22 protein-coding genes are annotated in these 21,048 nt (G+C 60.2%); 15 read left to right on the forward strand and 7 right to left on the reverse strand.

Going from position 1 to position 21,048, the window contains the following annotated elements:
- Positions 1-133 precede the first annotated feature (133 nt).
- Entirely contained in the window at positions 134-922 is a 789-nt protein-coding gene (locus KZO34_RS13380) for an acyl-CoA thioesterase (protein WP_219477355.1), read from the forward strand.
- A 27-nt stretch (positions 923-949) separates the two neighbouring features.
- Here KZO34_RS13380 and KZO34_RS13385 read toward each other — a convergent pair whose 3' ends face one another.
- From KZO34_RS13385 to KZO34_RS13395, 3 genes are all read right to left on the reverse strand, one after another.
- Positions 950-1,849, reverse strand: coding sequence for a haloalkane dehalogenase (locus KZO34_RS13385; protein WP_219477356.1), 900 nt, complete (start codon positions 1,847-1,849; stop codon positions 950-952).
- A 147-nt stretch (positions 1,850-1,996) separates the two neighbouring features.
- A complete protein-coding gene (locus tag KZO34_RS13390; RefSeq protein WP_219477357.1) occupies positions 1,997-2,245 on the reverse strand; it encodes a hypothetical protein in 249 nt (82 codons plus the stop codon).
- 77 nt (positions 2,246-2,322) lie between these two features.
- Positions 2,323-2,667: a hypothetical protein gene (locus KZO34_RS13395; RefSeq protein ID WP_219477358.1), complete on the reverse strand. Its 345-nt coding sequence runs from the start codon at positions 2,665-2,667 to the stop codon at positions 2,323-2,325.
- 152 nt (positions 2,668-2,819) lie between these two features.
- Between KZO34_RS13395 and KZO34_RS13400 the strand changes: the two genes are divergently transcribed.
- Both KZO34_RS13400 and KZO34_RS13405 read left to right on the forward strand, forming a co-directional pair.
- Positions 2,820-3,920 (forward strand): AI-2E family transporter, encoded by a 1,101-nt coding sequence (locus KZO34_RS13400; protein WP_219477359.1) that lies wholly within the window; start codon positions 2,820-2,822, stop codon positions 3,918-3,920.
- A 107-nt stretch (positions 3,921-4,027) separates the two neighbouring features.
- Complete coding sequence (locus KZO34_RS13405; RefSeq protein ID WP_257900428.1) at positions 4,028-4,459, forward strand: peptidoglycan-binding domain-containing protein; 432 nt, start codon at positions 4,028-4,030, stop codon at positions 4,457-4,459.
- Positions 4,460-4,525: 66 nt separating this feature from the next.
- Here the strand turns inward: KZO34_RS13405 and ilvD are convergent, their stop codons facing one another.
- Positions 4,526-6,361, reverse strand: a complete 1,836-nt coding sequence (ilvD, locus tag KZO34_RS13410) for a dihydroxy-acid dehydratase (protein ID WP_219477360.1) — start codon at positions 6,359-6,361, stop codon at positions 4,526-4,528.
- 173 nt (positions 6,362-6,534) lie between these two features.
- Between ilvD and KZO34_RS13415 the strand changes: the two genes are divergently transcribed.
- A complete protein-coding gene (locus tag KZO34_RS13415) occupies positions 6,535-7,791 on the forward strand; it encodes an HDOD domain-containing protein (RefSeq protein ID WP_219477361.1) in 1,257 nt (418 codons plus the stop codon).
- 53 nt (positions 7,792-7,844) lie between these two features.
- Positions 7,845-8,423, forward strand: coding sequence for an LON peptidase substrate-binding domain-containing protein (locus KZO34_RS13420; RefSeq protein WP_219477362.1), 579 nt, complete (start codon positions 7,845-7,847; stop codon positions 8,421-8,423).
- On the opposite strand, the gene KZO34_RS13425 is transcribed toward KZO34_RS13420, so the two are convergent.
- Genes KZO34_RS13425 through KZO34_RS13435 form a run of 3 tightly spaced genes read right to left on the reverse strand, consistent with a single transcriptional unit; the run spans position 8,420 to position 11,876 of the window.
- A complete protein-coding gene (locus KZO34_RS13425) occupies positions 8,420-9,868 on the reverse strand; it encodes a bifunctional DedA family/phosphatase PAP2 family protein (RefSeq protein ID WP_219477363.1) in 1,449 nt (482 codons plus the stop codon). The two genes, KZO34_RS13420 and KZO34_RS13425, sit on opposite strands and share 4 nt — an antisense overlap.
- The gene (locus KZO34_RS13430; RefSeq protein ID WP_219477364.1) at positions 9,865-10,863 is read right to left on the reverse strand and encodes a GGDEF domain-containing protein; all 999 of its coding nucleotides are present in this window, start codon (positions 10,861-10,863) and stop codon (positions 9,865-9,867) included. Before KZO34_RS13430 ends, KZO34_RS13425 begins: the two co-directional genes overlap by 4 nt.
- The gene (locus KZO34_RS13435; RefSeq protein WP_219477365.1) at positions 10,860-11,876 is read right to left on the reverse strand and encodes a GGDEF domain-containing protein; all 1,017 of its coding nucleotides are present in this window, start codon (positions 11,874-11,876) and stop codon (positions 10,860-10,862) included. The genes KZO34_RS13430 and KZO34_RS13435 overlap by 4 nt, the downstream gene beginning before the upstream one ends.
- Before the next feature lie 141 nt (positions 11,877-12,017).
- On the opposite strand from KZO34_RS13435, the gene KZO34_RS13440 reads away from it, so the two are divergent.
- From KZO34_RS13440 to lipB, 10 genes are all read left to right on the forward strand, one after another.
- Complete coding sequence (locus KZO34_RS13440; protein ID WP_219477366.1) at positions 12,018-13,271, forward strand: glutamate-5-semialdehyde dehydrogenase; 1,254 nt, start codon at positions 12,018-12,020, stop codon at positions 13,269-13,271.
- Between the two features lie 5 nt (positions 13,272-13,276).
- Positions 13,277-13,927 carry a nicotinate-nucleotide adenylyltransferase gene (gene nadD / locus KZO34_RS13445; RefSeq protein ID WP_219477367.1) on the forward strand — a complete coding sequence of 217 codons (651 nt, stop codon included), beginning with the start codon at positions 13,277-13,279 and terminating at the stop codon, positions 13,925-13,927.
- Positions 13,928-13,997: 70 nt separating this feature from the next.
- Entirely contained in the window at positions 13,998-14,348 is a 351-nt protein-coding gene (gene rsfS / locus KZO34_RS13450; RefSeq protein WP_219477368.1) for a ribosome silencing factor, read from the forward strand.
- 2 nt (positions 14,349-14,350) lie between these two features.
- Positions 14,351-14,821: a 23S rRNA (pseudouridine(1915)-N(3))-methyltransferase RlmH gene (gene rlmH, locus KZO34_RS13455; RefSeq protein WP_219477369.1), complete on the forward strand. Its 471-nt coding sequence runs from the start codon at positions 14,351-14,353 to the stop codon at positions 14,819-14,821.
- 9 nt (positions 14,822-14,830) lie between these two features.
- Positions 14,831-16,726, forward strand: a complete 1,896-nt coding sequence (gene mrdA / locus KZO34_RS13460) for a penicillin-binding protein 2 (RefSeq protein WP_219477370.1) — start codon at positions 14,831-14,833, stop codon at positions 16,724-16,726.
- On the forward strand, positions 16,726-17,868 hold the full coding sequence (rodA, locus tag KZO34_RS13465; protein WP_219477371.1) for a rod shape-determining protein RodA: 1,143 nt from the start codon (positions 16,726-16,728) through the stop codon (positions 17,866-17,868). The genes mrdA and rodA overlap by 1 nt, the downstream gene beginning before the upstream one ends.
- 126 nt (positions 17,869-17,994) lie before the next feature.
- Positions 17,995-18,888: a septal ring lytic transglycosylase RlpA family protein gene (locus KZO34_RS13470; protein WP_308318823.1), complete on the forward strand. Its 894-nt coding sequence runs from the start codon at positions 17,995-17,997 to the stop codon at positions 18,886-18,888.
- A 45-nt stretch (positions 18,889-18,933) separates the two neighbouring features.
- Positions 18,934-20,100, forward strand: a complete 1,167-nt coding sequence (locus tag KZO34_RS13475) for a D-alanyl-D-alanine carboxypeptidase family protein (RefSeq protein WP_219477372.1) — start codon at positions 18,934-18,936, stop codon at positions 20,098-20,100.
- A gap of 32 nt (positions 20,101-20,132) precedes the next feature.
- Positions 20,133-20,402 (forward strand): HP0495 family protein, encoded by a 270-nt coding sequence (locus KZO34_RS13480; protein ID WP_219477373.1) that lies wholly within the window; start codon positions 20,133-20,135, stop codon positions 20,400-20,402.
- A gap of 5 nt (positions 20,403-20,407) precedes the next feature.
- Positions 20,408-21,046 (forward strand): lipoyl(octanoyl) transferase LipB, encoded by a 639-nt coding sequence (lipB, locus tag KZO34_RS13485; protein WP_219477374.1) that lies wholly within the window; start codon positions 20,408-20,410, stop codon positions 21,044-21,046.
- Positions 21,047-21,048: the final 2 nt, after the last annotated feature.

A 21,048-nucleotide genomic window follows, 5' to 3' on the forward strand; every position in this document is an offset into this window, starting at 1 on the left:
GCCGCTTTGGAGCTCCTTTAATACGCATAATCCCCTCATCCCTGTAGGTAGTTGCCGGTGCGGCATGATTGCTTTGGGAGGCTATCTGCGGCAGTCTTCCTGTTTGCCGATAGGTTGCTAACAGGAATCCAGAATGACCTTTGATCAGTTGTTGTTGGCGGTTCGGGCCGACGAGGAGCTAGTAATTCCTGCCAGTTGGAGCCAGGGTCGACCGAGTTTTGGTGGCCTGATTGCTGCACTCATGTTCGATCGCATGGAACACCTGGTCAGTGAGGGACGAGCGATGCGGTCGATGCAGGTGTCGTTCGTGGGGCCGGTCGAGCCGGGGGTGCCGGCCACATTCCACGCGGAAATCCTGCGTGAGGGCAAGGCTGTCAGCCAGGTCCAGGGGCGTATCGTGCAGAACGGCGAGCCGCGGCTAGTGTGTCTGGCCAGTTTCGGTGGCGACCGGGAATCGGTGGTGAAGGTTGAGGCCCGTCCGGCGCCCGAGGCCCAGCCGGTGGAGCAATGCCCGTCGTTGCCCTATGTTCCCGGCACGACACCGGAATTCATCCAGCATATCGAGATGCGCTGGTCGTTCGGACACATGCCATTTTCCGGTAAAGGCGGTCGGGAAATAGGAGGGTGGATGCAATTCCGTGAGACTCCAGAAACGTTTTCCGATGCCCATATTGTGGCGCTGGTTGATGCCTGGCCACCGGCGGTCCTGCCCCACCTGAGCAGCCGGGTGCCTGCTAGCTCGCTGAGCTGGGCGCTGGACATTGTCCACCCGCGCCCCGCTCTGACACCGGGCGACTGGCTGCTCTACAAAGCGAGCATCGACCAGGCTGGAGCCGGATACGGCCACACCCACGCCGGTATTTGGACGGCCGAGGGTGAGTTGGTCGCGCTGAGCCGGCAGACGGTAACGGTGTTTGGCTGACGGAAGGGGGGACGCCAAACAGGCGGCTCAGGCCGCCATTTCCGACTTCATGGCGTCTATGATGATGCGGGCGAAGTCCTCGGGGGAGTCTTCCTGCAGGAAATGCCCGCCTCTCAACGTGATGTGTGGTTGGCCATGGGCCCCGGGAATCCGGCGCTGCATGTAGCGATCACCGCCCCGGGTAATTGGGTCGCCATTGCTGAAACAGGTGATGAAGGGTTTGCGCCATTTCTCCAGCACCCGCCAGGCTTCTTTGTTGGCTTCGCCGGATGGGTCATCGCCAGAGACCGGGACCAGTTTCGGGAATGCCCGGGCGCCTGCCTTGTAATCCGCCGTAGGGAACGGGGCTTCATAGGCGGCGAGTTCATCTTTCGAGAGGGTGCGTTCGGTACCCAGCTGAACAATGCGACCGATCGGGAACCAGGGGCTGTGGCTGGCAAAAGCTTTCCAGAGTGTAAACACCGTCGGAACCCGACTCTCGCCGGTCGGCAGCATGCCGTTACCAACGATGATCCGACGGAAGCGGTGCGGATGCTCCGCCGCCAGCCTTAATCCCAGCAGTGAGCCCCAGTTCTGACACACCAGGGTGATGTTCCTGAGATCGAGGGATTCGAGCCAGCTCGCGAGCCAGGTCATATGGCGGTCATAGCTGTAGTCTTCGACGTCCGCGGGCTTGTCGGATTTTCCGAAGCCAATCAGGTCAGGTGCCAGGACCCGGTGGCCTGCTCCGGCGACCAGCGGAATCATGTGCCGGTACAGGTAAGACCATGACGGCTCCCCATGCAGCATCAGCACCGGTGAAGCGTTTTCCGGACCCTCGTCTACGTAATGCATCCGCAGGTTGGGGGCTACATCCAGATAATGCGGAGCAAAAGGGTAATCCGGAAGACCTGCGAAGCGGGCTTCATCGGTTCTCAGAATACGCATGCCATCGACTGTCCCGGCTGATTGGTTGCGTGATTGCCCAGGGCTTCCGACACTGGGAAGCCCGATAAGACAATCGTCGACAATCAGGATAAATCAGATGGAAATTTTGTGTGTTTGAGTTGCGTAACAGTGCGTTGCCGCTTTGAATCAGGACGCCATTCCGAACAGCTGTTCCGGGTTGTCAATGCTTGCCATGGCCGCATCGCAGCAGTTGACGGCGCCGCAATCGTCGGCAGAACACAGACCGATGGTCATGCACTCGACGTCCTGCTGGCTATCGCCTTCGTTCCGGAAAATCCGTGCGCGGGACAGGATCGAACGACAGTGGCCGCAGAGTAGGGTGGGGACGGCGCTGCCCTCGGCCACCAGGGCAGTGTAGATAGGTTGTTCATTCATGCTCATTATTATCCTCCTGATAAAGTCCAACCTAGGGGCGGAGTGTTACAAATTAAAGTCTCCTACCCCATTACGGCTCAGTTATCCGGATCGACCACTGGTCGACGGTTGGAGCGCTTGTCTTCCCAATCAAGCTCCTTCGGATTATACCAGCCTATGCCATCAAGTACTTTTTCGCGAGTTGTCGGCGAGAGGGTTGGCCACAATTCCTGAAAATCGTCCAGGCCGAGTTCCCGTTGCCGCTGCTGCTTGCTCTGCAACCGGTTGATCGTGCGCGGAAGCTGGAGCGCCTCTCCCAGCTGACCGGGGACAAGCACCTCCTGCCCCAACACCTTGCGGCGATGGGTACGGGCTGCCAGCACCCGGCGCAGTTCGATGGCGGCTTCCAGGGCGGTTTCCGGGTTAAAGGTTTCCAATTCCAACAGCTCGACCTGTTTAATAGCTGATCAACAACCGTCCACTATAACCCGAAGCAGGCTACAGTGGCCACGTTGCCGTGGTAGGCTAGCCCTGTCCCGCCGCAGATGCCGGTCAGGGCGTCTTTTGCTCTTACTTGTCAGGAAAAACCACAACTATGTACGCAAAACTGGAAACACGGACTTTTCTCGCGATGCTGGTGGGGGTTTCCCTGGCATTCGTGCTGCTGATGAAGCCGTTTTTTGGCCCCATCTTCTGGGCCGTGGCCATCGCGCTGATTTTTCATCCGGTCCAGCAATTGTTGGTGCGTAAGCTTGGGGATCGCCCGAACGTGAATGCGCTGATCACGCTGGTCATCTGCATGGTGATTGTGGTCATTCCAGTGCTGGTGCTGGTGACCTCGCTCATTGCCGAGGGTGTCGGTCTTTACCAGCGGATCCAGGCGGGAGAAATACGTCCGGGCGAGTACATCGATCAGGTGAACCAATCGTTTCCCGCCATTCAGTCGTTTCTGGCCCAGTTTGATATCAATTTTGCCGAAATCCGTGACCGGGTGGTCAGCATCTTCGTTGGTGGTAGCCAGTTTCTTGCCAAGCAGGCGCTTGGGGTCGGTCAGAATACCTTCCAGTTTTTCCTCGGTCTGGCCCTGATGGTTTACCTTGCGTTCTTCCTTCTGCGGGACGGTACCAAGCTGGTGGAACTCCTGATTCGGGCGCTGCCCCTCGGTGATGAGCGTGAGCGGTTGCTGTTTGCCAAGTTTGCCGAAGTGACCCGCGCCACGGTCAAGGGGAATTTGCTGATAGCGATCATTCAGGGCGCCCTCGGCGGACTCATTTTCTGGATTCTGGGCATCAATGGCGCGCTGCTCTGGGGCGTGGTGATGGCGATTGTGTCGCTGCTGCCGGCAGTGGGGGCGGCGCTGGTCTGGGTGCCGGCTGCGATCTACCTGGCGGCGGTCGGGGATGTGATAGAAGCGGTGGTCCTGACGATATTCGGGGTGGTCGTCATTGGGCTGGCGGATAACTTGTTGCGTCCGTTGTTGGTGGGCCGGGATACCAAACTGCCCGACTACATCGTGCTCTTGTCCACCCTGGGCGGCATTGTTATGTTCGGGGTCAACGGGTTTGTGATGGGGCCGTTGGTGGCGGCCCTGTTCATGGCCTTCTGGGGCATCTTCATCCGGGAGTTTGGGGAAGAATCGCACCGAGAGGGAAGAGGGCGCGCTCTTCCGACCCATGATGAGGATGATCCGCGTTGAGGTTACATGTCGCCAAAGTGTGATACGATTTTCACTGTTTGCCCCAGCCTGTGGAGATAGGCACCACAAAACAATAAAGAAACGGGTATCGGCAAGATATCAGGAGTATGCAGGTGAGTACCATGAGAAAAGCGACCAACCATCTGGGCCGTCTGGCAATTGCGGCTGGCACTGCTGCTATGCTTGGGCTGGCGCCCGCAGCCTATGCGAACGAAACCGTTGCCCTCAAAAACGCGCTTTACGGCGCGGGGTACAACATCTCGAATGTCAGTTCCCAGATGGACGATGCGACCCGCGCGGCACTGACCACGTTCCAGAAGGAAAATGGGCTCCAGGCGACAGGAATTCTGGACGACGAGACCAAGAAAGCGCTGGGTATGATCTCGGTCCAGGTGGCTGCGGCCTCAACGGCTCCGGCCCAGAATGACTCCGGATCCAGTGCCGCGGCCGAGGCTGAACCGGCGGCAACGGAGCAGACCGAGAGCGCCGAGGAGGGTGCGATCGAAGAAGACGACGACGGCGGCTGGTCGCTCTGGTAAGCCGGCCCTGACACAAAGAAGCCCGCCAGAGATCCTGAGCGGGCTTTTTTGTGGGCGGACAGTGGCCTAGTCGAGTTTGCTCAGGTCCCGTACGGCGCCTTTATCCGCGCTGGTGGCCAGCAGGGCGTAAGCTTTCAGTGCTGCCGACACCTTGCGGTCCCGGGCCAGATCCGGTTTCCAGCCCTTGGTATCCCGAGCCTCCCGGCGACGATCCAGTTCGTGCTGATCCAGCTCGACATTGATGGTGCGGTTGGGGATATCAATGCGGATGCGATCGCCGTTCTCGATCAGGCCAATGGCGCCACCCGCTGCGGCCTCAGGTGAGGCATGACCGATGGACAGGCCTGAAGTTCCGCCGGAGAAGCGGCCGTCGGTGAGCAGAGCGCAGTCCTTGCCCAGGCCTTTGGACTTCAGGTAACTGGTCGGGTAAAGCATTTCCTGCATGCCGGGCCCGCCGCGGGGACCTTCGTAGCGGATGATAACGACGTCGCCGGGTTTGACTTCATCGCTCAGAATGCCCGCCACGGCGGAGTCCTGGCTCTCGAATACCCGTGCAGTCCCCTCGAACACGTAGATGCTCTCATCCACGCCGGCGGTTTTCACAACGCAGCCATCCAGGGCGATGTTGCCGTAAAGCACCGCCAGTCCGCCCTCGGAGGAATACGCATTCTCAACCGAGCGGATGCAGCCGGTCTCCCGGTCTCCGTCAAGGGTCGGCCAGCGGGTGCTCTGGCTGAATGCTGTCTGGGTCGGAATCCCGGCCGGACCGGCCTTGTAGAATTCCACCACTTCAGCGGGCGGGGAGCGCATGATGTCCCAGGTTTCGAGGGCTTCCTTCATGGTTTTGCTGTGGACGGTCGGCAGATCCGTGTTGATCAGGCCGCCGCGCTCCAGTTCGCCGAGAATGCCCATGATGCCGCCTGCCCGATGGACGTCTTCCATGTGGTATTTCGGGGAGTTCGGGGCAACCTTGCACAGCTGGGGCACCTTGCGGGACAGCTGGTCGATTTCGTTCAGTGTGAACGGAACGCCACCTTCCTGGGCCGCTGCCAGCAGGTGAAGGATGGTGTTGGTGGAACCGCCCATGGCGATGTCCATCACCATGGCGTTTTCAAACGCCGCCATGGAGGCAATGCTCAGGGGCAGCACGCTGGCGTCGTCTTCCTCGTAATAGCGCCGGGCATTCTCCACAATCTGACGGCCGGCATTCAGGAACAGTTGCTCCCGGTCGGCGTGGGTGGCCAGCATTGAGCCGTTGCCGGGCAAGGCCAGGCCGATCGCCTCGGTCAGGCAGTTCATGGAGTTGGCGGTGAACATACCGGAACACGAACCGCAGGTCGGGCAGGCGCTGCGCTCGTATTCGGCCACGGTTTCATCATCGGCGTTGGGGTCCGCGGCGATGACCATGGCATCCACCAGGTCGAGCTTGTGTTCCGACAACTTGGTTTTACCGGCTTCCATCGGGCCACCGGATACGAAGATGACGGGAATGTTCAGGCGCATGGCGGCCATCAGCATGCCCGGGGTGATCTTGTCGCAGTTCGAGATGCACACCAGCGCGTCGGCGCAGTGGGCGTTAACCATGTACTCAACGGAGTCGGCGATGATCTCCCGGGAGGGCAGGGAATACAGCATGCCATCGTGGCCCATGGCGATGCCATCATCGACGGCAATCGTGTTGAATTCCTTGGCGACGCCGCCAGCTTGCTCGATTTCACGGCAGACCAGCTGCCCCAGATCTTTCAGGTGGACGTGACCGGGCACAAACTGGGTAAAGGAGTTGGCAACCGCAATGATGGGTTTGCCGAAATCCTCGTTTTTCATACCGGTGGCGCGCCAGAGGGCGCGGGCGCCGGCCATGTTACGGCCAGCGGTGGAAGTCCGCGAACGATACTGAGGCATGATGTTCTGATCTCTCTGTTATTACCTGACGGTGGTTTCTGGTTGGCATTGTGCGACCACAAAGGATACCAGATTAGACTCCTATCGCATGGTTGTTTTAGCTGACCGTGTTTACAATGAGTAACAGGGACCGACGATCGCCCGTGGATTTGTATTACACAAGGAGCTTGCCTATGGCCGGCCAGGACAGCCTGCCACTTCGCCGCCTGAAAGAATTCCAGCCTCTGAACCGGCTCAGCGATGATCAACTGGTGTTGTTGGCCAGTCGCGCCGAACGCCGGACCTACGGCCCCGGCCAGCGTGTGGTGGAGCGCGGCATCCGGGACGGACTCGATTTTTTCCTGGTGGCGGGCATGGTGGAGCTGGAATCGGTTGACCATCGCAAGTCCCTGATTGAGTCTGAGACCGAAAAAGCGCTCAACCCGATCGCCAGACTGCAGCCCCGGATGTACGAGGTGACCGCAGTTAAACCGTGCGAGTTTCTTGTGGTCGAGCAGGACATCCTGAACCAGCTGCTGCGCGCCGCGCCGGTTGAGCAGGTGGAAATGGATTCGGGTGAAGGCTTTGGGGGCGGTGACGGCGAGGAGCATGAGCTGTTGATGGAGTTCTACTCCGAACTGCGCTCAAATCAGGTCAAGCTGCCCAGCGTGCCGGACGTGGCCTGGAAAGTTCGTCGGGCGGTTGACCGCGAGGACTCCACGGCCGAGCAGGTGGCCAACGCCATTTCCGCGGACCCGGCCATGGCTGCGAAGCTCGTGCGGGCCTGTAACAGTCCGCTGTATCGCGGCTTCAGTGATGTCCGCAATGTTCGCGAGTCGGTTGTTCGACTGGGCATGCGAACCACTCGCCAGCTGGTGACCGTTTTTTCCATGCGGGAAGTGTTCAAGACCCGGCAGGCCGCACTGCAGAAAGAGATGGAGAGCCTTTGGCGCCACTCCCGGGAAGTTGCTGCCTTGTGTTGGGTGCTGGCGGATCACGCCACGCGCCTGAATCCGGAAGAGGCCATGCTGGCCGGGTTGTTACACGACATCGGTGTTGTTCCGGTGCTGGTTCAGGCGGAGCATCACGCCAGCCTGTTCTCGGATCAGGGCAATCTGAAACATGCGATCCGGGAGCTTCGTGCCGATGTCGGTACCGCGGTGCTGGAGAGCTGGGCATTTCCGTCGTCGTTTGTCGAGGCGGTTCGCCATGCCGAGGAGTGGCACCATGAATGCCGTGAACCGGATCCGCAACTGACCGATGTGGTGATAGTTGCACAATTGCATTCTATGATTGGTTCGAACCAGAATGCTGAGCTGCCACCATTCGATCAGGTGCCGGCCTATCGCCGGTTGGGAGAGCTGGAACTGAACGCGTCACGAAGCCTCCAGCTCCTGACGGAAGCTCGCGCCCGGGTTGATGAAGTGCAACAGTTATTGTCCATTCGCTGACCCGATGGGTCTGAACCTTTTTTGGAGTCCGCTACGCGGAGACCTGTGCTGATATGAATGTACCTCTCTTCCCCCTGAATTCCATTGTTCTCCCCCGGGGGAGGATCCCCTTGCAGCTGTTTGAGCCGCGTTACATCGACATGCTCACCCGTTGCCTGAAGGAAGATCGTGGCTTTGTCGTGGTTCTGTTGCGCGATGGTGCTGAAACTGGCCCGACCGCTTCGTTTTACGACATCGGGACCTACGTCCGTATTATCGACTTTCAGCAACTGGAAAACGGTCTGCTCGGGATTACGGTCGAAGGTACCTCCAAAGTCACGGTGGTCCGGAACTGGCAGGAGGAAGACGGCCTCAACGTCGGCGATGTCGAGGTCCTGCTTGACGAAGCTGACAGTGAAGTCCCCGAGCGTTTCAGTGAACTCCCGTCGGTCCTTCGGGCATTGTTCAAGCATCCGGTGGTTCGTGACCTGGATATGGATGTGGACTATCGGGATGCGCGTCATGTTGGCTGGCGCCTGACCGAACTGTTACCACTCGACAAGCAGGAAAAACAGCGGCTGGTTGAGTTACAGGACCCGCTCGAGAGGCTCAGTCGTCTGCAGGAATTGCTGGAAGCCCTTGAGGAAGGTTAGACCGGGCGGAAGTCGGCCTGTGCTTCCGGCCAGGCGACGGCAACGTAACTGGCAGCGAAGATCAGCCACAGAACGCCCGCCACCACCATGGTTACATCGGGCGCCAGATGGATGCGGTCATATCGGCTGTAACTTGCCCGTATCGATCCGGTAATGGCCAGCCCCAGCAGAATGCCGCCGACCACATCGGTAAACCAGTGGACCCCCAAATACAGACGACTAAGCGCGACCGGCAACAGGGGCAGGGAGAGCAGTACGTAGGACTGCCAGCGACTGCGGCTGCGACTTTCTCCGGCAACGAAACTGGCAATGAGGGTCACGAATACGGTAATCCCGGCGCTATGGCCGCTTGGAAAGGCGCCGGATGCGGGCGGGCTGAGCACTGCATCGGGCCGAGCGATCCCGAGTGTGGATTTCAGGAGCCAGACCAGTGTGAAGGTGAGGGTTGCCGCCATCAGGATGTGGATGGCCGCGGCGTAGTAGCCCCGAAAACCCAGGGTCAGGGAGGCTAAAACGGCGGCGGCTATCAGGACGGGCGGGTCGCCCAGCAGCGTCGCGATGATGGCTGGTCCATCCAGCAGCGGTTGCCGGAGCTGTTCGAACCAGTCCAGAGCCAACTGGTTGAACGGCTCCAGTATGTGAGTCTGTGTGGCGAGCTGCCCCCACAGCAACAGCAGTCCCGAAGCGCCCAGAGCGAGCATCACTGAGGCGAGCGGAAATTCACCGCCGCGATCCGGGCGGTGATTGGTGTAAAGACGCCAGAAGCGATGAGTGGCATCGTAGGTGGTCATCCGTCGTTCCAGCCAGGTGTAAAGCCGACTGCCCTCGCCAAGCCCGAGCTGGAACTGGATCAGTATCAGGTACACTCCCAGCATGACGGCGAGGCTTATACCAACCACGGCGTAGAAGTGCGCTGGCGGCTGAAGTTCGCTGGCCATTGCGCTGCCCACCAGAAAACCCGGCAAGATATAGACTGGTGCCCATCCCACTGCTGAGGCGATGTTAAAGGCGAGGAATCGTTGCCAAGGCATCCACAGGGCGCCGGCAATGAGCGGAATGATCGGGCGGACCGGGCCGACAAAGCGGCCGATGACCACGCTTTTGCCCCCGTGTTTATGGAAGAAGGACTTGCCCTTGGCGATCAGTAGGGGGTAACGGCTCAGCGGCCAGACCGAATCCAGTCGGCCCCCGAGCTTTCGGCCCAGGGCAAAGCTGAGAGCGTCGCCGGAAATCGCACCCAGCCCGGCCCAGATCAGGGTTTCCGTCAGCGGCATGCCGGTTTGCCCGGCCAGTGCCGCAAAGGCAAAGAGGATGGCGACTCCGGGCACCACGATACCCGCAAGGGCCAGGGATTCCACGAAGGCGGTGCTGAACAGGGCCAGGGCCAGCCAGCCGGGGTGGACACTGAGCCAGGCCGACAGATTCTGCAGCCAGTCCGCGCTCATGCCGTGATGGTCTCTCCGGCGCTGAACCAGACCGAATCAGCGCCACGCCGCCGGGCTTCCTCCATGGCGTCATGGGCGCGTTTACGCAGTCCGTCGGTGCGCGTATCGCCGCTGCCTCGGGTGGTGCAGCCGAGGCTGACGGTGGCCTTGCCAACGACTGGCCACTGGTGTTCGGCGATGGTTCGACGAATTCGTTCGGCAATCACCCGAACGCCTTCCTCTGGCGTGAACGGCAGGATCAGGAAAAACTCCGAGTCGTTCAGGGTGTAGAGGGTGTCGCCGGCGCGGATAACCCCGAACAGGTGCTCGGTCATGTCGCGAAACAGGTTTTGTACGCCGCCTTTGCCATGCAGGTCCGCGGCTTCGTCCGCGTAGTCGATGCTCAGATTGATCACAGACAGCGGATGGCCGGTGGCGATGGCCCGGCTGATTTCCTTCTGCAGGGTCTCGTCCAGGAACCGGGCATTGTGGGCGCCGGTTACCGAGTCGGTGATGGCCAGATCCTCCGCCGACTGGGCCATATGGTCGTAGTGCCAGATATAGAGTGAAGCCGCCGTCAGCAGGATGAAGAGGCCGGCAATGACGGTCACGGCATCGGCGGCCGGCTGTTGGTACAGGACCACTGCCGAGGTAGGCACCAGGAGAAGGATCGACAGTGCCACGCCCTGTCTGAGGGGCAGGATCAGCAGGTTGAGAGTCAGCATGGGCATGGCCCAGTGGGCGATGCCGGGGCCGTCCAGAGTGAGCAGGGCGGCCAACAGTCCGCTATTCAATCCGGCGAGGATGATCAGGTGCCCCGGAGCCGACAGCTGATGCCGGCGACAGATGAAGGTGTAGGCAACTCCGCCCAGAGTCAGCGCTGCCATGCCGATGGCGAGATAGAAGAGTTCGTAGAAACCATAGCGAAGGTTCTGCATGGCCAGGGTAAAGATAAACAGCGTCGCCAGACTGTAGCCGATGCTGTGGGTCAGCGTGCGCAGACGCGTTTCGGTCATGATGCAGGTCCTTCTGCCGAGGATTGCCCTGTGTTTCCGGCCTGCGCCCAGGCGCTGTATGCCTGGGTCCGGTTGCCCCCCTGCTGTTGTGCCCGGCGCAAGGCGTTGGCGGCACTCTGTTGCAGGCTGTCGGCGTCGTCTCCAATGTTGAGGCCGGCGATGCCCGTGCTGACGGTTAACGCCATACCGTGGGATTCCAGCAGGGTACAAAGGCCCTTGCGGATGATTTCAGACCGGTTGATGGCATCGCTGGTGGCAATGCCGGGCAGGATCACAAGGAACTGAAGATCCGCAACCCGGTAGTAGGTATCAAAGTCCCGGATCTGGCTGTGCAGGTAGCGACCAATTCGCGGCAGGATGGAGCGGATATCCTCGTCCGGATCATGGTCGCTCAAGTGGGTGTCCAGGCCGATCATGATGATGGACATGTCGGTTCCTTCGCGCTCGCTGCGCTGAATTTCCTTGTGCAGATCAGCCGAGAGGTACTCCCGGCTGGCGGCCTGAGTCAGCTCATCCGTGCGTCGCAAGGGCGCGAGCTGTCGGGTCTTGTACTCGCGCAGGAAAACCAGCAGGGCCGAGAGCAGGGTGGTAAGCATGAATGCGCTGATCATCTGGTGACGGTCGGCGAGGCCGGTGGCCAGGGGAATAGCCAGTCCGGCCAGGGCAACAAATGCCAGCGTAACCACGATCGCCAGGCCCGGTGGAATCAGGGCAAAGGCCAATAGGGGGATCGCGTAAAACCAGTGGCTGAGCGCCCAGGGGCCGGTCCAGAAGCTGGTCAGCAGAAGCAGCAGGAGAACGAGGAAAAACAGTCGCTGAATCTGTGGCCAGGGGCGGTGCTGGCGATTGGCGTGAAAGGTACGCCCACAAATGACGATGCCGGCGGCGGCAGCTGCGGTGGCGGACGTCAACGGCTCCCCCAGCAAGGCGCAGAGTGCGGCTATGGCAATCAGGGCCACGAATCCGACCCGCGACAGTCTGCTTAGCAGAAATTTCTCGGCCAATTGGGCCATGGCGTCCTTCCTTTTCTGAAACTCCCTAAGTATGTGGCATACCGCAGCGCTATAATATCTGTTTGGGGTGCGTACTTGAAACGGGAAAGGTAAAGTTAGCCTGTATTAATGAATTCTGCTCGAAAACACGAAGGATAACGGATGGATATTGCAGCTTACATGGCTGAGGTCGGTGAACAGGCTCGCGCAGCGGCAACGCAGGTCGCACGCTCGACAACGGCCGTGCGCAATCAGGCTCTGCTGGCTACGGCCCGGGCTCTGGACGCGGCCCGCGACGAACTGGCCATGGCTAACCGCAAGGATCTCGAGAGTGGTCGTGACAACGGACTGGACGTTGCCATGCTGGACCGGCTGGAACTTACCTCCCAGCGCATTGATACCATGATTGAGGGCCTGCGTCAGGTGGCCTCGCTGCCAGATCCGATTGGAGAAATCACAGACATGACCTATCGCCCGTCCGGCATCCAGGTCGGCAAGATGCGGGTGCCCTTGGGAGTGATCGGTATCATCTATGAGTCGCGGCCGAATGTGACTGTGGAAGCGGCCAGCCTCTGCCTGAAATCCGGTAACGCAACCATTCTTCGTGGCGGCTCCGAGTCCATTCATTCGAATCAGGCCATTGCCCGCTGCCTGGCCGAGGGGCTGGCCGAGGCCGGTCTGCCCGAGACCGCCGTGCAGGTTGTAAAAACCACCGATCGGGCCGCCGTCGGTGAGCTGATTACCATGCCTAAATATGTCGATGTGATTGTGCCGCGAGGGGGCAAGGGGCTGATCGAGCGCATCAGCCGGGATGCCCGCGTGCCGGTCATCAAGCATTTGGATGGCGTTTGCCACGTCTACCTCGACAGTCATGCCGATCCGGAGAAGGCGTTGAAGGTGGCGGTCAATGCCAAGACCCAGCGCTACGGCACCTGCAACACCATGGAAACCCTGCTGGTGGATTGCGAGATTGCCGAGGACATTCTGCCGCTGCTGGCCTCTGCCTTTTCGGAAAAGGGCGTGGAGCTGCGCGGGTGTGAGCAGACCCGCGCAGTGATTGATGCCGGTGAAGCGGTGGAGGCCGACTGGGAGGCGGAATATCTCGGGCCGATCCTGGCGATTCGAGTGGTCGATGGTCTTGATGGCGCCATAGAACACATCAATCGCTACAGTTCGCAGCATACCGACAGCATCATCACCGAGAATTTCACCCGGGCCCGCCGTTTCATTACCGAGGTGGACTCAAGCTCGGTCATGGTGAATACCTCGACCCGCTTCGCGGACGGCTTCGAGTACGGACTGGGAGCGGAAATCGGCATCTCCACCGACAAGATCCACGCCCGTGGGCCGGTGGGGCTGGAAGGGCTCACTTCCCAGAAATACGTGGTGTTCGGCGACGGCCACATCCGGACCTGATGTCGATGCATGTGATCTACGGCGGCACCTTCGATCCGATTCACCATGGTCACCTCCGGCTGGCGCTGGAAATCAGTGACCGGCTCGGTGTCGATCAGGTCAGTCTGGTGCCTTGCCATATACCGCCTCACCGTGGTGATACCGGGGCCACGTCGGAGCAGCGGCTGAAATTGCTGGAACTGGCCGTGACCGGCGAGGTTCAGCTGCGGGTGGATGAGCGGGAACTCAGAAGGGCAGGGGCGTCCTATACCGCCGATACCCTGCGACAGTTGCGCCAGGAACTGGGGCCAGAGGCGCCGCTGGCCATGGTTGTGGGCACGGACGCCTTTGCCGGTTTTGATCGCTGGCGGGAATGGCGCCAGATTCCCGAGCTTGCCCATGTCATTGTTGTCAGGCGACCGGGCCCCGGCCTTGATCCGGACGGTGAGCCGGCGCGGATGCTGGCGGAACGCGCTGTCCGGGATGCCAGTAGGCTGCACGATCAGCCCGGCGGCCTGATGCTTGAGCTGGACCCGCCGCTTCTGGATATTTCCGCTACGGGCATCCGGGAACGGATCGGAGACGGCCGGTCTCCACGTTACCTGCTTCCGGATCCGGTATGGCAAGAGATTCGTCGTCTGGGGCTCTATGGTGCCTGCCCCGACGGGAACTTTTAGTGCTACAATCGCGTCTGAATATGACTTTTCGGGCGGCCACTTCGGCCGACGCCCGTCCAACAGGGTGATTATGCACGCAGAACAACTGAAAGATCTGGTAGTTAACGCGCTTGAAGATGTGAAAGCACAGGACATCAGTGTCATTGATGTCCGTGACCGTACCAGTGTCACCGACTTCATGGTTCTGGCATCCGGAACGTCCAACCGTCACGTGAAATCCCTGGCAGACTCCGTGGTTTCCGAAGCCAAGGACGAGGGTGTTCGCGCCAGCAACGTCGAGGGTGGCACCGCCAGTGACTGGATACTGGTAGATCTCGGCGACGTGGTTGTTCACGTCATGATGCCCGCCACCCGGGAGTTCTACGATCTGGAGCGCTTCTGGCGCGATGCCCCGGATCTTGGTGCTGCAGGCAGCGAATAATCATGCGCTTACGTCTGATCTGCGTGGGGCAGAAGATGCCCGACTGGGTCAGTGCAGGGTATAACGATTACGCACGCCGGATGCCTCCGGAACTGCCTCTGGAGCTGGTCGAAATTCCCATGGCACACCGGGGCAAAAACCCGGATATCCCCAGACTGATGCAACGCGAGAGCGAAGCCCTGCTTGCTGCCACTGGCCCGAAAGATCGGGTCATAGCGCTGGAAGTGGGTGGTCGGCCGTGGTCCACAGAGAAACTCGCGAGCCAGCTGGAGAATTGGCAACAGGACGGCCGCGATATCAGTTTCTTTGTTGGCGGGCCGGATGGGCTGGCCGAAGGCTGCCGCAAGCGGGCGGATCATCAGTGGTCATTGTCGCCGCTGACACTGCCCCATCCTCTGGTTCGGATCGTGCTGGCCGAGCAGCTTTACCGGGCCTGGTCCATCACCCGTAATCACCCGTATCACCGGGCCTAGGGGAACGTCATGCCGTGGGGTGAATTCAAGGACACTGCTGCTGAACGCAGGCTGTTCCAGCGCCGGGCGATGGTGATGCTGGTGTTCGTCGCGTTGTTGATCGGCGGCCTGCTGGTCCGGATGTACCAGCTCCAGGTTGTCGAGCACGATGTCTACACCACCCTCTCGGACAAGAACCGTGTTCAGGTACAGTCCGTTCCGCCGCCCCGAGGCCTCGTCTACGACCGCAATCGCACCTTGCTGGCGGAAAACCGACCCGTGTTCAGTGTCACGCTAGTACCTGAGCGGGTGGACGAGATGGAACAGACCCTGGCCCAGCTCGGCGGTATCCTCGAGGTCTCCGAGGAGGATCTGGAGCGTTTCCATCGCCGTTTGCAGGAACCCCGGCGCCCCTTCCAGGAAATTCCGCTTCGTTACGATCTCAATGAGCAGGAAATGGCCCGGCTTGCCGTCCACCGCCACGAACTGCCCGGGGTGGAAGTAAAGGCGGAGCTGGTCCGCTACTACCCCCACAGTGAGCTGACCGCGCACGCACTGGGTTTTGTTGGTCGTATCAACCGTGGCGAGCTCCAGCGCATTGATCCTGTGAACTATGCCGGCACCAACTACATTGGCAAGTCCGGCATCGAACGTTTCTATGAGGACCTGTTGCACGGCGAGGTCGGGTATCAGCATGTGGAGACCAATGCCCGGGGCCGGACCCTGCGAGTTCTTGAGCGCGAGAATCCGGTGCCCGGTGAGGACCTGCAGCTGCATCTTGATCTGAGGCTTCAGAAGCGCGCCCATGAGCTGCTGGATGGCCGTCGCGGCGCCATCGTCGCCATCGAGCCGGCTACCGGCGGGATACTGGCATTGGCGAGTGTGCCCGGGTTCGATGCCAACAAGTTTGTTACCGGGATCAGCGTCAAGGATTACCGCGAGCTGAGCGAAAGCCGTGATAAACCGCTCTTCAACCGGGCACTGCGGGGCCAGTACCCGCCTGGTTCCACGATGAAGCCGATGCTGGCGATTGCTGCTCTCGACAGCGGTGCAACGACACGGGATTACACCATCTGGGATCCGGGCTATTTCCGGCTCAATGACTCCGGCCGCCGCTACCGGGACTGGAAACGGGGTGGTCACGGCTGGGTGGATCTTATGGACGCCATGGCCGAATCCTGCGATGTCTACTTCTACGAAATTGCCGTGAAGATGGGCGTGGACACCATGTACAGCTATCTCTCCCGCTTCGGGTTCGGCGAGGATGCGGCGCTCGACGTGTCAGGCGCCCTGAGTGGCTTGCTGCCGTCCAGGGAATGGAAACGCGCCATGCGCAGTGAGCCCTGGTACCCCGGCGATTCGGTAAATCTTGGAATCGGCCAGGGCTTCATGCTGGCAACGCCGCTTCAACTGGCGACGGCTACGTCACTGATCGCCAATCGCGGCACCTGGGCGGAACCCCGGCTGTTGAAGGAAATCGAGGGTGATACTCCGGTCACCGATTACCTGCCCGATGGCACCCACGAACCGCTGAAGCTCAAGAATCCGGCGGACTGGGAGTACGTTGTCGAAACCATGGCCGAGGTTATGCACGGCCGTCGGGGAACGGCGCGCCGGGCGGGCAGCGATGCACCTTACCGAATGGCGGGCAAGACAGGTACCGCCCAGGTTTTCAGCCTGGCGGAAGATGAGGAGTACGATGCCGAGGAAATCCGCGAACGGCTTCGGGATCACGCCCTGTTCGTTGGTTTTGCGCCGGTTGAGAATCCGAAGATTGCGGTGGCCGTTATTGTCGAGAATGGCGGTGGCGGCAGCAGTACCGCGGCGCCGGTGGCACGCGAGCTGTTCGATGCCTGGTTACTGGAATTTTCCGCCAACGACGACGGCGCCCTGGTGGGCAGCGTGAAAGCCGGAGGGGACGAGTAATGGCGTTGAATGATTTCGTGGATTCGACGGCCGCCAATCCCCTGGGGCGCCCGCGGGGGATCTGGTCTGCATTGCACCTGGATCCCATCCTGCTGTTTCTGTTGGTAGTCCTGGTGTCTGGTGGCCTGTTTGTCCTGTACAGCGGGGCGGATCGCAATATCGAAGTGGTCAAGGCCCAGGGCATCCGCCTTGGCGTTGCCTTCGTGGTGATGCTGGTGTTCGCCCAACTGGATCCGTCCGTATTCAGGCGCTGGGCGCCCTGGCTCTATTGTGCCGGCATTGCCGCACTGCTGGCGGTACTGTTGGTGGGCGTGGGTGCCAAGGGCGCCCAGCGCTGGCTGGCGCTCCCCGGGTTGCCCCGGTTCCAGCCCTCGGAGCTGATGAAACTGGTGGTTCCGATGATGGCCGCCTGGTATCTGTCGCGACATTACCTGCCGCCCCGTTTCCGGCATGTCATTACCGGGCTGGCTATTGTGCTGGTGCCGATGATGATGATTATTCAGCAGCCGGATCTGGGAACATCATTGCTGGTTGGAATGGCCGGAATCTTTGTGGTCTTCTTCGCCGGCATCAGCTGGAAGCTGATCACCGCATTTGTCGCACTGGTGTCGGTCTCGGCGCCCATGATGTGGTTCTTTGTCATGCGCGACTATCAGAAGCAACGAGTCCTGACCCTGCTTGACCCTCAGAGTGATCCGCTCGGAGCGGGCTGGAATATCATTCAGTCCAAAACCGCCATTGGCTCGGGCGGGATTGAGGGCAAAGGCTGGCTGCAGGGAACTCAATCCCACCTCGAGTTCCTACCCGAGAGTCATACCGATTTCATTGTGGCGGTGCTGGCTGAAGAATTTGGTTTCATCGGCATGATGGTGCTGATGACCGTGTATTTCCTGATTATCCTTCGCTGTCTGTACATTGCCGTAACGGCCCAGGATTCGTTCAGTCGCCTGCTGGCTGGCGCCCTGACCATGACCTTCTTTATCTATATCTTCGTGAATGTCGGTATGGTGAGCGGATTGCTCCCCGTGGTTGGTGTGCCTTTGCCGCTGATCAGTTATGGTGGCACCTCGGGGGTGACGCTGATGGCGGCCTTTGGCGTGCTGATGTCCATTCACACCCATCGCCGGATGATAAGCGCCTGAAGACCGCTGGCAAAAGGTGGAAAGCGGGTAATGGTGAATACCGGTTATAACCCGTTACAATAAAGACATGGTCGTCAAAACGTGAAAGTGAACCCGGCGGCTGTCGTGCAAGAGGAATTCCGGACTGTGAACTTCAAGCCCTCGCTCTCATGGATAATGGCGGTGACGTGCGCCCTGGTGCTCGGCGGTTGTGCGTCCTCGCCGGAAACCGACCATTCCTCCCGTTATACGATTTCTCAGGATCGGGCTCCGGCGGGAAACTTCGATGCGTCCGGGCTGTCCGATGCCAGGCCTGTGTATGAAAAGCCTAGGCGGGCCGGAAACAAGTCCCCATACACGGTCTGGGGCAAGCAGTATCAGGTGCTGGGCAGTAACGACGGCTATGTAGCGCGGGGCACCGCCAGTTGGTACGGCGAGAAATTCCATGGTCACAAGACATCGAACGGCGAGACCTTCGACATGTATACGATGTCTGCGGCCCACAAGTCCCTGCGGATTCCCGGCTACGCGCGGGTAACCAATCTCGACAACGGGCGGTCAGTGATCGTGAGGGTCAATGACCGAGGGCCGTTTCATGGGGATCGCTTAATTGACCTGTCCTATGCGGCGGCGAAAAAACTCGGTTACCAGTCGCGGGGTACGGCCCGGGTCGAAGTGGCCGCCATCACCGTCAAACCGGATGGATCCATGTTCCTGGCCGGTCAGCCGTTCGTGCCGGGGGCCACAGTGAACTACCCTGATAGCAGCGTGGCGGCCAGTGGGCAGATGGCAACTGGCAATGAGGCACTGTTTGTCCAGCTTGGTTCTTTCAGTAGCCGGGATCCGGCGGAAAAACTCCTTGGCAGAGCCCGGGCGGTGCTCGAGAATCCCATGCGCGTCCGGGCGATCGACACCGCGTCTGGTCGCTTTCACCGGGTGCAGGTCGGCCCGTTCTCCGATGAGGACAGCGCCCGCAAAACCCAGAGCCTCCTTGAGGCGCGGGGATTTGCCCAGTCGATTCTGCTGACCGACTCACATTGAATACCAACTAAAAAGACACACACCTAACGACGAATGAATGAACCCATGGCCTTAAAATCCTTGTTTCGCTCTTTTTCAATCATTTTTGTCCTGACCCTGATGGTGGTGGGCAAAACGGCTGCTCAGTCAGTCCTGATACCTTCCCCGCCGCAGATTGCCGGCACTTCCTACGTGCTGATGGATCCGAAGAGCGGACGCATCATCATGGAGGAGAACAGTCACGAGCGGTTGCCGCCGGCGAGTCTCACCAAGATGATGACGGCGTACATCGTCGAGCGCGAACTGGATGAGGGGCGTATTTCCATGTCCGACATGGTGCCCATCAGTGTTCGCGCCTGGAAGACTGAAGGATCGCGCACCTTCGTGCGTGAGGGGACCAGCGTGCCGGTCGAGACGTTGCTGAAAGGTGTGATCATCCAATCCGGGAACGATGCCTCGGTTGCGCTGGCTGAATTTGTCGCGGGCAGCGAGGGCGCGTTTGTCGACATCATGAATCAGCAGGCCCAGATACTGGGCATGAAGGACACCAATTTCGAGAACGCAACCGGTCTGCCGTCGCCCGAACATCGTTCTACGGCCTTTGACCTCGCGATTCTGGCCCGGGCCATCATCAATGATTACCCGGAAAACTACCCGATCTACGCCGAGAAGCACTTTACCTACAACAACATTCGCCAACCCAACCGCAACAGCCTGTTGTGGCGCGATGACAGCGTAGATGGCCTGAAGACTGGACACACTGAGGAGGCCGGTTACTGCCTTGTGGCGTCTGCCAAGCGTAACGAGACCCGGTTTATTGCCGTAGTGATGGGCACCAGCAGTTCCGAATCGCGCTCCCAGGAAGTCCAGAAGATGCTGAACTATGGCTTCCGCTATTACGAGAGTGAGCGGCTTTTCCGAACTGGCCAGGAATTGATGAAAGCCCGCGTCTGGGCAGGTCAGTCCGACCAGCTCTCGGTCGGCCTGACCGAGGATGTCTACGTCACCATCCCCAGGGGGTCCCGCAACGACCTGGAATCGACGGTAGACCTTGATTCCGTCATAAAAGCGCCCATAACAGTGGGAGATGAGCTGGGCCGGGTCAAAGTGACCCTGAACGGCGAGGTGCTGGTGGATCAGCCGGTACTGGCGCTGACTGATGTGCCCGAGGGCGGCTTCTTCAAGCGTATCTGGGATGCCATCAAGCTCTTTTTCTTCCAGTTGTTTCAGTAAGGGTGACCGAGGTCCCCGGGAGTATTGACGGCATGAGTGAGCCGAAAGCACCAAAAATTGAATTCCCCTGTGACTACGTCATCAAGGTCATTGGTAATTCGGCACCGGACTTCACCGATTTTGTGGTGGAGGTGGTCGAGCAGCATGCCCCGGGCATCACCGAAGCGGATATCTCGGTCAACGAGAGCAGCAAGGGGCGGTTCTGCTCCGTTCAGCTGACCATCGTTGCCACCGGTGAGCCCCAGCTCAAAGCCCTGTTTGAAGAGCTGAAGGCCAGCGGCCGGGTTCATATGGTGTTATAACCGGGATGACCGATCTGATCGTTCGTTCATTGGGCCAGCAGCCGTACACGGAAACCTGGGAAGCGATGAAGTCGTTTACCGCCGAACGGGACGAGTCGGTTACCGACGAGTTGTGGTGCCTGGAGCATCCCCGGGTCTACACCCAGGGGCAGGCCGGTAAGGCCGAGCACATCCTGGCGCCGGGGGACATTCCGGTGATCCAGGTGGACCGGGGCGGCCAGGTTACCTATCACGGCCCCGGGCAACTGGTTATCTATCTGCTGATTGATCTGAGTCGCCGCAAGCTCGGTATACGGACCCTGGTGACGGAGATCGAACAGGCCATCGTTCGCACCCTTGCCGAGCTCGACATTGAGGCCGCCCCTCGGCCGGACGCCCCGGGCGTCTATGTGGGCGAGTCCAAGATTGCGTCGCTGGGCCTTCGGGTCCGGCGGGGCTGCTCCTTCCACGGGCTTGCGCTCAACGTCGACATGGACATGGAACCCTTCCGCCGAATCAATCCCTGTGGCTACGCCGGTATGCCCATGAGTCAGGTGGCGGACTTCGCCCCGGGCGCCACCGTCAGTGCCCTTGAAACGCGCCTGGTCGCTCAGCTGGTTGACGGTCTCGGAGCCTTTGCTGTTGACCGCCGCGAGGGCTGGTAAGG

It is taken from the genome of Marinobacter sp. F4206, from assembly GCF_019392195.1.
Classification (GTDB): Bacteria; Pseudomonadota; Gammaproteobacteria; order Pseudomonadales; family Oleiphilaceae; genus Marinobacter.

Coding starts and splice junctions, on each gene's coding strand:
- KZO34_RS13380 (WP_219477355.1), top strand. CDS start 134: ATGACCTTTGATCAGTTGTTGTTGGCGGTTCGGGCCGACGAGGAGCTA.
- KZO34_RS13385 (WP_219477356.1), bottom strand. CDS start 1,849: ATGCGTATTCTGAGAACCGATGAAGCCCGCTTCGCAGGTCTTCCGGAT.
- KZO34_RS13390 (WP_219477357.1), bottom strand. CDS start 2,245: ATGAATGAACAACCTATCTACACTGCCCTGGTGGCCGAGGGCAGCGCC.
- KZO34_RS13400 (WP_219477359.1), top strand. CDS start 2,820: ATGTACGCAAAACTGGAAACACGGACTTTTCTCGCGATGCTGGTGGGG.
- KZO34_RS13405 (WP_257900428.1), top strand. CDS start 4,028: ATGCAGGTGAGTACCATGAGAAAAGCGACCAACCATCTGGGCCGTCTG.
- ilvD (WP_219477360.1), bottom strand. CDS start 6,361: ATGCCTCAGTATCGTTCGCGGACTTCCACCGCTGGCCGTAACATGGCC.
- KZO34_RS13415 (WP_219477361.1), top strand. CDS start 6,535: ATGGCCGGCCAGGACAGCCTGCCACTTCGCCGCCTGAAAGAATTCCAG.
- KZO34_RS13420 (WP_219477362.1), top strand. CDS start 7,845: ATGAATGTACCTCTCTTCCCCCTGAATTCCATTGTTCTCCCCCGGGGG.
- KZO34_RS13425 (WP_219477363.1), bottom strand. CDS start 9,868: ATGAGCGCGGACTGGCTGCAGAATCTGTCGGCCTGGCTCAGTGTCCAC.
- KZO34_RS13430 (WP_219477364.1), bottom strand. CDS start 10,863: ATGACCGAAACGCGTCTGCGCACGCTGACCCACAGCATCGGCTACAGT.
- KZO34_RS13435 (WP_219477365.1), bottom strand. CDS start 11,876: ATGGCCCAATTGGCCGAGAAATTTCTGCTAAGCAGACTGTCGCGGGTC.
- KZO34_RS13440 (WP_219477366.1), top strand. CDS start 12,018: ATGGATATTGCAGCTTACATGGCTGAGGTCGGTGAACAGGCTCGCGCA.
- nadD (WP_219477367.1), top strand. CDS start 13,277: ATGCATGTGATCTACGGCGGCACCTTCGATCCGATTCACCATGGTCAC.
- rsfS (WP_219477368.1), top strand. CDS start 13,998: ATGCACGCAGAACAACTGAAAGATCTGGTAGTTAACGCGCTTGAAGAT.
- rlmH (WP_219477369.1), top strand. CDS start 14,351: ATGCGCTTACGTCTGATCTGCGTGGGGCAGAAGATGCCCGACTGGGTC.
- mrdA (WP_219477370.1), top strand. CDS start 14,831: ATGCCGTGGGGTGAATTCAAGGACACTGCTGCTGAACGCAGGCTGTTC.
- rodA (WP_219477371.1), top strand. CDS start 16,726: ATGGCGTTGAATGATTTCGTGGATTCGACGGCCGCCAATCCCCTGGGG.
- KZO34_RS13475 (WP_219477372.1), top strand. CDS start 18,934: ATGGCCTTAAAATCCTTGTTTCGCTCTTTTTCAATCATTTTTGTCCTG.
- KZO34_RS13480 (WP_219477373.1), top strand. CDS start 20,133: ATGAGTGAGCCGAAAGCACCAAAAATTGAATTCCCCTGTGACTACGTC.
- lipB (WP_219477374.1), top strand. CDS start 20,408: ATGACCGATCTGATCGTTCGTTCATTGGGCCAGCAGCCGTACACGGAA.